Genomic DNA, 9,659 nt, shown 5'->3' on the forward strand with positions numbered 1-9,659 from the left:
GCGGCGGCACCAACGGCGGCGGTGCCACGGCGGGACCCGCCCCCTCGTCGGTCCCGGGCGTCGGTGCCGGCGCGCCGGCCTCCGGAGGCGGCCGGAGAGTGTCCAGCACCTGCCGGGCCAACTGGTCCGGACCACCCGGACGGGGCACCGGCCGCACCGACGCCGGCGGCGGGGTCGCCCCCACCCCCGGCGGGCGGGCACCGGGCGGCCGGACCGGCGGCGGGGTGCCGACCGGCCCGCGCCACGGCGGGTGACCGACCGGGTTGAGCACCGCGTCCATCGGGAAGAACGGCGGACCGTGCCCGCCGCTGACCTTGCTCAACGTGTCGAAGTAGTCGTCGGCGGTACGCCGGGCCAACTCCTGCGCCCGGCGGTTGTACTCCTCCTGCTTCTCCTGCACCGCCTCGGCCTCGGCCGCCTGGATACCCTTCTCGCCGTCGTACAGGCCCAGGGTGAAGCCCTGCTTGAAACCCTCCGAGAACTGCGTCCAGCCGTCGGAGTTCTTCGCATCGTCGATGGCCTCCCGGTATTCCGTCCAGAGCCGCTCCATCTCCGCCCGGGAGTCGCGGGCGATGCCGACCATCGCCCGCAGCGCGGTCACGTTGTGCTGGGCCGCGTCCATCCACTCGTCGAGGTACGCCAGCGTCTTGCCCGGCCCCGCCTTGAGGAACGCGTCACGGGCCTGCGGTGACTTCCAGTGCTCGTCGTGCAGGGTCTGGCTGGCGGACAGCAGTTGCTGGTGGATGCTCTGTAGCAGGTTGTAGGCGTTCTGCCACTGGTCGGCCAGCGCCGAGATGTCCTCCGGGTGCTGCCCCAGCACCTGCTGGCGGACCGCCTCGATGGTGGCCCCGCCCTCACCGCCCGGTGCCGGGGTGAACTTCAGGTCCGGGTTCTCCGGCGGCATGACGTACCGGGTGCCCTCGCCGCGCGGGCCACCGTGCGCGTACGTCGCCTGGGCACCCCAGTAGTCGGCCATGGTGTCCTCCCGGGCTCAGATGCCGTAGTCGTGCTGCTTGATCTCGTCCAGGGCCCGCTTGGCGGGGGATTCGGTCAGCTCGGCCGGGTCCACGCCCTCGGTGTCCTCGCCGATGTGCAGCTCCTGGGTGACGGTGCCCTTGCCGTCGGTCGTGGTGACCGTGCGCGTCCCGTCGGCGTGCTGTTCGTCGACCTTCTTCGAGGTCGGCTGCTCGTTGGCGTCGAGCTGCTCGCTGGTCACCGTGTGACCACCGTCGACGCCGTACGACGTGGTCTCCCGGCTGCCGCCGGTGCGCCGGCCCTCGGCGTCGGTGTTGGTGGTGGTGACCACCGTCGAGTTGCCGGTGACGACCGTGGTCGTCCGGCTGGTGCTGCTGTCGAGCACCTTGCCGGTGGCGTCGGTCGTGGTGGTGACCGTCTCGGTGCCCACGCCACCGGGCAGCGACCGCTGCACGATGGTGCGCACCACACCGCCGGGGCCGAGCGCGGTGAAGGTGATGCTGCCGTCCGGGGCGACCCGGGGCTGGCCCTGGTCGACGAACTGCTCGGGGGTCGGCGCGGCGTTGGCCTGCCCGCTCGACACCGTTTCGAGGTACTGGTCCCACCAGGTCTTGCCGGAGACGAACGGGGGCAGCCCGGCCGGACGAGGCGCGTCGGCCTCGCCGAAGGCGAACCGGACCGCGTCCAGCGAGGCCGCCGACCAGCCGTCGGTGTTGGCGTAGGCGTCCGCCACCGTCTGCGCGGCCATGCCGATGTTGGTCAGCGCCGCACCCAGGTAGGTCAGGTACTGCTGGAACTCGGCGTAGTTCAGGGTGAGCTGGGTGCGGACGTAGACGCCCTCGGGCAGCGCGGCACCCTCCCAGGCGCGGTGCGGCAACTGGCCGAGCTGGCTCAACCGGCCACCGTGGCTCTGCAGGTTCTCCTGGATGACGACCATGTTCTTGCCGTAGTCGACCAGCCCGTCCGGATCGACGTCGACGGGCTTCTGATCGGCCAGCCAGTCGGTCCGGGTGTTCTGGTCGGTCTCGTGCTGGTACGGGTTGCTGCCGTCGTCCTCCGCCACCGAACCCTCCCCTGGTGCGGCGGGCCCCCGCCCGAGTGTCACCGGAAATCGCCCCGAGCGTAACCGCTGCCGACCACCGCCGGGACCCGGTATCGCCGCTGTCGCCACCCCGACCAGCCACTTCGGACGAAGTGAGGTGGCCCGATTCGTTACGGGGCGCTACCGTCAGGGTCGGCCACGACGGCCACCACCATCAAGGGGACGCTTCCCTGACCGGGGGGCGCAAGCAGAGGAGCGGGTGAGTCCACCTTGACCGACACTCCTGGACTGGGTCAGGTTCACGCCACCCAGGAACAGCTGAACGCGATGGCGAAACGGTGCAACGAGACCGGTGAGGGCCTCGCGCTGGGCATGGCACGGCTCATCGAGCGGGTGCAGGCGCTGGGCGGCAGCGGCATGCGGGGCTCGGCGAACAATGCGCTTCAGGACGTCTCCGTGCAGCTCAACGACGGCCTCAAGAAGATCATCTCGGCGCTCGACGAGCTGTCCGGCAAGATGACCAGCGCCGCCACCCAGTACGGCATGAACGACGAGGACGCCGCGACCGAGATCCGCCAGGCCGCCGCCGAGACCGGCGACGCCAGCGTGATGAGCATCCTGCGCGGCTGACGCCGCCGGTATCCGCCGCGGCCGCGTCGACCCTCCCGGGCGACCCGTGCCGCCGTGACCAGCGAAAGGTGACCTTCCAGTGAGCAGTCCCATCACCTACAACTTCGCCCAGATCTCCGACGTGGCCACCGCCATCGGTACCTACCAGGGCCAGATGGACGGCAGCCTCCAGGACCTCTACACCCAGTTCACCCAGCTCTTCGCGCAGGACTGGCAGGGGCCGGCGGGGCAGGCGTGCGACGAGGCCCGGCAGAAGTGGAACCAGGGCGCCACCGAGATCAAGGAGGCGCTGACCCGGGTCGGCGTGAAGCTCGGCGCGTCGGCCGAGCGGATGCAGCAGGTCGACCAGCAGATCGCCGCCGGTATGTGACCGTCCGGTCCGACGCCCTCCCGGCCGGAGGGCGTCGGACCGGCGGGGCGGCCGGGGCCGGGCCGCCCCGGCTAGGCTGCCCGGCGGAAGGACCTCGGGGGAGGGGCGATGGAGGAACGACCGAACTTCGGCGCGTTGACCGCCATGATCGGTGACCTCAAGAAGGCCTGGTCCGGAATGGACGACGTGCAGCGTCGGATGCTCCGGGTGACCGGCACTGCCTGGTCGGACGACCGCACCGTCAAGGCGGTCGTCGGCCCCCGGGGGCACCTGCTGGAGCTGGACATCGACCCCCGGGTGTTCCGTAACCCCAACTCCAGGGCGCTGGCCGCCACCATCGTGGCGACCGTCCGGCTCGCCGTGGAGGACGCCGCCGAGCAGTCCCGCGAGATCCTCGACGGCAGCCTCGCCCCCGACCTGCGTCGGATGGCCCCCGGCGGCGCACAGCTGGAGAAGCTGCTGCACAGTCACGACGCCGACGTGCGCCTGAAGGGGGACGACGATGAGTAGCTTCGTCGAGATCAAGACGAGCGTCGCCGACATCCTCGGCATCGCCAACCGGCTCCGGATCAACGGACAGTCGATGCGCACCGCGATGGACGGCAAGCTCGGCGCGATCACCACCCTGGAGGCCGCGCCCGGGACGCTGCCGCGCGACGAGTTCACCGAGGAGTTCCTCAAGACGTACCACAAGTCGGTCGAGGTTTCCGGCGGCGGCGGGCAGCAGATGAACGAGGCGATCAAGACCACCGTGCCCAAGCTCGGCGAGGCGATGGACAAGCTCGGTGCGTACGTGGCCGACGCCATGTGGAGCTACACCGGCACCGACGACGACAACGCCACCGACATCGACCGGGCCGGTGGCCGGCACTGACCCGAGGCGGCCGGCCGGGGGACCCGACGGTGCCGGGGAGGACCCCGCGTGAGCGAGAGTGACCACGCCCTCGCCGAGATCCTGGAGTGGTTCTCCGACCTCGAAGCCGCCATCCCGGGCGTCCGCTCCACCGTCGGCGAGATCCTCATCGGCAAGATCCCCGAGTCGGACATCGACGCCGTCTACGAGCTCTCCGACGCCTGGGGTGCCGCGACGCAGGGACTCGCCGCCTTCTACGAGGAGGCGGTGCACGCCGCCGACGGCATCCTGACCAACTGGAGCGGCGACGGGGCCGCCGAGGTGTTCACCCGGGAATGGCTCGCCTACCTGGAGTCGCTCGCCGGCACGGTCGACACCCTCGCCTCCATGCAGGAGGCGGTGCAGAGCTTCGGCCTGCAGATCGAGCTGATGAAGTTCATGGCCCTGCTCGGCCTGATCATGCTCGCCGTCTCGCTGTTCATGCTGGTCGCCGCCGCCATCCCGTCGCTCGGCCTGTCCACCGCCGGCATCCCTGGGGCGTTCGCCGCCTGCCGGGCCGCGATCGGGGGCGCCGCCACCAACGCCGTACGGGCCATCGGCAGCATCTCCGTCCGCGCCGCCCTCGCCGAGGTGACCGCGCTGCTGACCCGTACGCTGCCGACCCTGGTACGGACCCAGTTGCCGAACCTGGTCCGCACCCAGGTTCCCCGGCTGGTCACCACCCAACTGCCGCGCTTCGCGCGGACCCAGGTCCCCGCCTTCGTCCGGCAGACCCTGCCGACGGTGATCCGGCAGGGCGCCGGCACCCTCGCCCGCAACACCCTGCCGCGCAACGTCATCGCGCGGTCGGTCGCCGACCGGATGGCCGGTCAGTGGTTGCGTGGCGTCACCAACCGGGAACTGCTGCGCCAACTCGGCCGGGAGGCCGGGCTGGAGTCCCGACGGCTGGCCGGGCGCAGCCTGCTCGCCGCCCGCAACCAGCTCGCCCGGGAGATCGAGGAACAGCTGCTGCGCAGGTTCGGTGCCCGGGTCGGCACCGACCTCGCCACCCGTGGCGGCGTACGACTGGCCGGCACCGAGGCGTTCGAGCAGCTCAGCCGGGCCACCCTGAGCCAGTACGCGACCCGCGAGATCGCCACCACAACCTTCGGCCGGGAACTGACGAAGTACCTGGGCCAGCGGGTGGCGTTCGGGGCGGCGTTCATGGGCGGCGGCAACCTGCTGGGCCAGATGTACCAGATCGCCGGTGGCGAACGGTCCAGCCTCGACCTCGGTCAGCTCGGCGTCTCCACCGTCCAGGGTGGGCTGTTCGGGGCGTCGATGTTCGGCGGCATCCCCGGCCACGTCATCGGCGGCGGGGTCACCGGTGCCCTGGTGACCGGCGCGACCGACGCCGCACAGGGGAAGTTCGACCTGCAGAACATGCTGCACGGCGGCGCGGAGGGGGCCAAGGCCGGCGTCGTCTTCGGCGCGCAGAACAAACTGGACACCGTCCGGGTCGGCGGGATGAACCTGCGGATCGGGCGCGACGTGATGGTGCTCCCCGAGGGAATGGCCGCCGTCGACCGGGCCGCCGGCCTGCGGGTCACCTACAGCGAGCGGGGCGCGGTCTGGGCCCACGTCGACGGCGACGGCCAACGGCTCGACGGTGGGGCGATCGCCGCCGACGGCACCGTGCTCGCCCGCGACGGCGTCCGGTCACCCGACCCGACGGTGGTCGACGACGACGGGCCCACCCCCGGCGGCCCGGGTGGCCCGCACCCGCCGCGACCCGAGCTGCCCCCGGCCGACCTGCCGCAACGCACCGACCTGGCGGGCGGCACCGGCGACGGCGGCGGCCCGCGCCAGCCCGCCCACCCCGCACCGGTGCGGACCACGGAGGCGGGGACCCACCTCGCCGATCCGGCCCGTCCGCCTGCCGACCCGGCCCGTCCCTCTCCCGACCCGCTACGGCCCGGGGGTGAGCGGTCGCCGGGGGAGTGGTCCCGCCCGGGTGACGACCGGGTGGCCGGGGAGTCGACCCCGCCGCCCGCTCGGGACGCCGACCCCGCCCCGCCCGGCCGCGACCCTGACCCGGTCCGCCCCGACGCCGAACCGGTCCGCCCCGACGCCGAGCCGGGACGTCACGACGCCGAGCCGGGCGGGCGCGAGGGCGAGCCTGCCCGACGCGATCCCGCCTCGGGACACCGGGACGTCGAGCCGGGCGGGCGGGACGCCGAGCCGGCACGCCGAAACCCGGACGACGCACCGCCCCCACTGCCGGCCGGCCGCCCCGAACCACCGGTGATCACCATCCGGGACCACCCGGCGGCCACCGGTGCCGACCGGACCGGGCCGGCCACCGACCCGACCGGGATGAACGGGGCCGACCCCCGCTCGGACCACCCCCCGCCCGACGGCCACCCGGTCGCCGACCGCCCCCCGCAGGACCGGCCCCCCGAGGACCGTGGGGCGGAGAACCGGGGGCCCGACGAGCAGGACGCCCAGACCGGAGCCTCGATCCGTCCCCGCGACGAGCTCCGGGCGATGGAGTGGGCGGACCGGGCCTACGACCGGTTCCGGGCCGACCCGGGGGACGTCGCGGACATCGCGGCGAACCTCGCCACCGTCGCCCGCCCCGGCGGCACGACAGGGTTCACCCACGCCGAGATCGCCCGGGTGAAACAGCACCTCATGGTCGACGAGCACGTGCTGCGGGACTACCCGGACGGCTGGGTCCGTCGACGCTTCGACGCGGACGAGGACATCGCGGAGGCGTGGATCAGGCTGCGGGAGGGCCGCCCGCTCGAACCCGACCTGGTCCTGCTGGAGCACGAGCTGGCCGAGTCGGGCTACCTGCTGGTGCACCCGGATGCCACCTACCCGGATGCCCACGCGTACGCCCAGAGCCTGTTCAATTGGGAGCGGGTCGCGCCCGGCCGGACCGGAGAGGACCTGGACAACTCGTGGCCGAGGGGAACCGGTGATGGCGATTCTGGTGGACTTCGAAATGGTCCGGGAGGACAGTCGGGAGGTCGAGTACAGCTTCGGCTACCCGGAGAAGGACCGTCGGCTGGTCATCCAGAAGGCGTCCCGGGAGGGTCAGGTGCTGGACGGGACGGCGGACATGCAGTACAGGAAGGCGTACGGCAAGATCCTGCGGATGCAGGCCGAGGCGGCGAGCTGGCCGCCGGGGGGCAGCTACGCGGCGTAGCACAGGGACACCTCCCGGCCGAGCTGGTGCCGGCCGGGTCGCACCCGGTCGGGCCTTCGGTGCCGCTGCCCGAGGCGGTGCGGTCGACGTTCGACGGGCACGTCGGGGAGCTGCTGGCCGGCCGGGACGCCGGCCCGGTGGACCAGCCGTACCGGGCGAGCTGGGACGAGTCGTCCCGCCTGCTCACCGTCGAGTACCCGGACGGGCTGCGCGTCGGGGTGGTGCTCCAGGTCAACTCGTCGCTGCCACCCGGGCAGCCGGTGGTGCTGCGGCCGGGAATGGCGGTCGAGCACGGGCGGTGGGTGCAGCGGGAGCCGGCCGGGGTCGTACTGCCGGAGCACCTGCCGGCCGACCCGGCTGCGCGGGCCGCCTCCGTCGACCGGCAACTCGGCGACGCCTGGCGCACCCTGCACCGCGAGATCCACCAGGTGCTCGACCGCCCGGTCGAGCCCGGGCGGGTCGGGGTGCCGGTGGACGGCGTACCGGAAGGGGGCCGGGACGGGGCGACGACGCCGGACGGGCCGACGCGACCCGGACCGGCGCGGACGATGCCGGAGCCGTCGCTTGCGGCGCTGGAGGCACCGGTCCGGCCCGACCCGCCGGTGCTGGACGCCGACGCGGTCAGCTTCCGGGACGCCACCGCCCCGGCGCCGGCACCACCCCGGCCACTCGGCCCGGACACGGTGCGCGGCCTGCTCGCCGACGACCCGACGACCCCCGGGCAGCTGCGGGACTGGGCCCGGGAACACCTGGCGGTGCGCCAGGAGGACGGCTCCTACCTGCCCCGCAGCCAGGCGGAGATCGACGCCGTGGTGGCCCGGCTGCGCGCGGAGACGACCGCGCTGGTCGCCCAGCGAATCCCGGCCGACCCGAACGCCGCACCACCCGCCCCCGCCCCGGGGCCCGCCGTCCCGGAGACCGCCGGGCCGAGACCCGTCGTCCCGGAAGGCACCGCGCCGAGGTCCGCGTCCCCGGACACCGCCGGGCCGGGGCCCGTGCCCCCGGACGCCGCCGGGCCGGGGCCCGTGCCCCCGGACGCCGCCGCGCCGAGGACCGTCGGCCCGGATGCCGTGCCGCCCGTCCCCGTGCCGGATGCTGCCGTGCCGTCGGACGGGTCGTCACGGGTGGGCGACGAGTTGCCGATCAGCCAGGAAGTCGCGCCGAGCGGCAACTTCCCGGCGCACCGCACCAGGACCGGCGCGGAACTGCCCGAGCAGGTGCACGAGCTGGTGGGCAGGGCGAAGGAGAACCTGCTCGGCCGGTACCCGCAGGCGGCGGTGGCCCGCCGAATCGCCGACCTCGACGCGGTGGCCGGGCCGGCCGACAGGTTGCAGGCGGCCGCCGACCGGGCCCGCGACGGCGCCCCGCGCGGTGACGTCGTCCGGGAGGTACGCGCGCTGAGCCGGGCCGTCGAAGGGTACGCCGACCGCTACCGCGACTGGCGGGACTTCTCCCGGGGCGGGGAACACGCCGACCCGGGCTGGCGGGACCTGGACGGGGTGGATCCGCTCAACGCCGTCGAGATGGCCCACCGGGTGGTCAGCGTGGACCCGGTCACCCACCGGTTCCACGTCATCGACCAGGCGATCGCGGTGGCGAAGATCGGCGACGTGCTCGGGCCGGCCTTCGAGCGGCACGCGGCCGACACCTTCGACCGGCTGATCCCCAAGGACCCGGAGAGCGTCGAGGCGCTGCTCCCACCGGAGCTGCGCCCCCCGGAGCTGGACGCGTGGATCCGCGGGCCGGCGCGCGGCGGCTTCGACACCCGGACCGAGATCCTCTATGTCGACCCCCGCGACGGCGCCACCAACCGACCGATCAGCGCGGTCGCCGCGACCGTCGTGCACGAGAGCATGCACCGGCTCCAGCCCAGCCCCGACGTGGTGGGCGACGTGCTGGCCCAGGGAGTCGCCGAAGGACGCTACGACGACGACGTCTCGGCGCAGGTGCTGGTGCCGTTCCGGTTCGAAGGCGAGTTCCAGGCGTTCGCCGTCCAGCAGCACTTCCTCCGCGGGCTGGCCGGCTTCCGCGCCACCGACCACGCAGGCGACCCGCGCCTACCCCGCAGTGACGCCTACCAGGAGATGGCCGACTGGACCCCGCAGCAGATGCGGGACTACGTCCTCGACCGGTACGTGCTGGATCCGGCCGAGCGGGCCGTGCTGCCCCGGGAACTGCTCGACCGGGCGGTCGACCAACCTGTCGCGCAGATCGTGGAACGGGCCCGCCTGGCCATCGCCGAGGCGAACCATCCGATCCCCGGCGAGCGTCGTGGCGGTGCCTTCCACGGCCCGCTGAGCCGGGAGATCGCCGACCGGTACGGCATCGACCTCGACGCGATCGGACAGGAGCAGTCGGGACGGTCGCTGCCCGCGCTCCGCGACCATCCGGCCGCCCCGGACGTGTCGGCCCCACCCCGCTCCGGCCCCGGTGCGCCACCGCTCGCCGAGTGGGGGCCGGCACGCGACGGTGGCCCGGCGGACCGGCCGGCGGCTCAGCCGGGGCCGGGGCGTCGCCCGGGAGTGCTGGGTCGGGCCCTGCACCGGATCACCGGCCTCCTCGGCGGGGCCGACCCGACCCCGCCCGCGCCGGAGCG

The 9,659-nt window shown here is 73.8% G+C and carries 6 protein-coding genes and 1 pseudogene; 5 read left to right on the forward strand and 2 right to left on the reverse strand.

All coding sequences use genetic code 11. From position 1 onward, the window contains the following. Together ACOJTC_RS26975 and ACOJTC_RS26980 are read right to left on the reverse strand one after the other, a co-directional pair. Positions 1–976: WXG100 family type VII secretion target (locus ACOJTC_RS26975; RefSeq protein ID WP_420118989.1), on the reverse strand; the 976-nt coding region annotated here is incomplete at its 3' end. Positions 977–991: 15 nt separating this feature from the next. Then, entirely contained in the window at positions 992–2,038 is a 1,047-nt protein-coding gene (locus ACOJTC_RS26980; protein WP_204926792.1) for a WXG100 family type VII secretion target, read from the reverse strand. Between the two features lie 249 nt (positions 2,039–2,287). On the opposite strand from ACOJTC_RS26980, the gene ACOJTC_RS26985 reads away from it, so the two are divergent. The 5 genes and pseudogenes from ACOJTC_RS26985 to ACOJTC_RS27005 form a co-directional block, all read left to right on the forward strand. Continuing rightward, complete coding sequence (locus tag ACOJTC_RS26985; RefSeq protein ID WP_377687359.1) at positions 2,288–2,647, forward strand: WXG100 family type VII secretion target; 360 nt, start codon at positions 2,288–2,290, stop codon at positions 2,645–2,647. Between the two features lie 79 nt (positions 2,648–2,726). Continuing rightward, positions 2,727–3,017, forward strand: a complete 291-nt coding sequence (locus ACOJTC_RS26990) for a WXG100 family type VII secretion target (RefSeq protein WP_088644222.1) — start codon at positions 2,727–2,729, stop codon at positions 3,015–3,017. Between the two features lie 108 nt (positions 3,018–3,125). Beyond that, positions 3,126–3,527, forward strand: a complete 402-nt coding sequence (locus tag ACOJTC_RS26995) for a YbaB/EbfC family nucleoid-associated protein (protein ID WP_204926793.1) — start codon at positions 3,126–3,128, stop codon at positions 3,525–3,527. After that, the gene (locus tag ACOJTC_RS27000; RefSeq protein WP_357929735.1) at positions 3,520–3,891 is read left to right on the forward strand and encodes a hypothetical protein; all 372 of its coding nucleotides are present in this window, start codon (positions 3,520–3,522) and stop codon (positions 3,889–3,891) included. The genes ACOJTC_RS26995 and ACOJTC_RS27000 overlap by 8 nt, the downstream gene beginning before the upstream one ends. A gap of 48 nt (positions 3,892–3,939) precedes the next feature. Beyond that, positions 3,940–9,659: pseudogene (locus ACOJTC_RS27005) on the forward strand (hypothetical protein); the annotation flags it as partial.

The sequence above is a fragment of the Micromonospora sp. genome (assembly GCF_048594385.1).
In the GTDB taxonomy this organism is placed as follows: Bacteria; Actinomycetota; Actinomycetes; order Mycobacteriales; family Micromonosporaceae; genus Micromonospora; species Micromonospora wenchangensis.

Excerpts from the sequence above, each read along its gene's own strand:
- ACOJTC_RS26995 (WP_204926793.1), top strand. The coding sequence starts at position 3,126 with ATGGAGGAACGACCGAACTTCGGCGCGTTGACCGCCATGATCGGTGAC.
- ACOJTC_RS27000 (WP_357929735.1), top strand. The coding sequence starts at position 3,520 with ATGAGTAGCTTCGTCGAGATCAAGACGAGCGTCGCCGACATCCTCGGC.